Source organism: Methanoregula sp. (genome assembly GCF_002835825.1).
In the GTDB taxonomy this organism is placed as follows: Archaea; Halobacteriota; Methanomicrobia; order Methanomicrobiales; family Methanospirillaceae; genus Methanoregula.
In genome coordinates this window covers 1-1,142 of sequence record NZ_PIZH01000668.1, presented here as the reverse complement: position 1 = coordinate 1,142, position 1,142 = coordinate 1, and the positions used below count along the sequence as shown (strand labels likewise).

The window sequence follows — 1,142 nt, the reverse complement described above, 5'->3', positions numbered from 1 at the left end:
GGTAAGAGGGGGGGTGGCCGCCCCAAGGCCATAAAAATCCAAAAGGCCCCTGCCATGGGGGAGATCCAAGGGTCGCGCCAAGATGCGGAACGTGCACCCCCTGCACCCCTTGCCGGGACTGGTGGTGAAAAATACACCTGTGACGGTTGCGGTGCTGAAGTCCGGTACGGACAACGGAAATGCCCCAAATGCGGCATCTGGAACGACTGGAGAGGCACTGCGGTAGAGATGGACCCGGACTTGGTAGTCTGCCCGGAATGCGGCGCTATCGCAGGCCATACGGATACCGCAGCGAAATGCCCGCACTGCAATTATCTCGGGTGAGAGTCCATGGTAAAAGTTCAGTCTATGGGAAATCCCGCAGCAGCGGAGATCGTGCGGATGCGGGACCTGGTCGGGTCCTCGCAACCGGGTCGGGCCGCGGTGCAGGGAGTTGCGCAGGCTCCCGATCTGCTTTCAACAGCTCAGGGGGCGGTTTCTTCCTTGGATCAATACATCAAGCTTGCTGACCAGGGGGTAACCATGCTTGGAAAGGTTGAGGGTATCTTGACCAGAGTGCAGCAAATCCGAGCCGGACCACAGAGCCCGGGACCCGGCCGGGGACCTGGGCCGGCTCAGCAGCATCCGCCCGGTCCCTTGATGGAGGCCCCGGCCGGAATGGTGATTAATGCGGACCCTGCGCATAGGAACCCCCCTCCGGCTGCGTTGCCTGCACCCGCGCTGCAACCCCCACAGGAGGCCCCGGCGCCCTGCCAGAAACCGAAAATTCCCTTGGGTGCAATTGTCCAGGCATTGGATATGATTGCAGGCGCGCAAAAGGGGATAACGGTAGAGGAGCTGTCTGCAGCTATCAAGCGTAACCCGAATGAGGTCCAGCACATCCTGGATACGTTCGCGGGGTCGATGTAATGCCGACAAACACAGCTGAGCGCGTGGGCGTCGTGGGCCTGCCCGGTATGGGAAAAACCCGGTGGTGCGAGAAATACGCGGAGAGTTACACGGCACGGCGGGAAGGTGTCGCAATTGTGGACCTGGCTCGTATACACATCTGACGCTGCCGACGAAAAGGGTAGGGTAGATGGTGGGGGGCGGCGTGCCAATAAAGAAAAAACACGAGACTAATGAGACGGCGACGAGAGAGA

General features: G+C 60.4%; 2 protein-coding genes. Both read left to right on the top strand.

The features are described from left to right. On the top strand, positions 1 to 324 hold a 324-nt coding region (locus CW742_RS14295), incomplete at its 5' end, for a hypothetical protein (protein ID WP_292421532.1). Positions 325 to 908: 584 nt separating this feature from the next. Further along, a complete protein-coding gene (locus CW742_RS14290) occupies positions 909 to 1,052 on the top strand; it encodes a hypothetical protein (RefSeq protein ID WP_292421530.1) in 144 nt (47 codons plus the stop codon). Positions 1,053 to 1,142 lie beyond the last annotated feature (90 nt).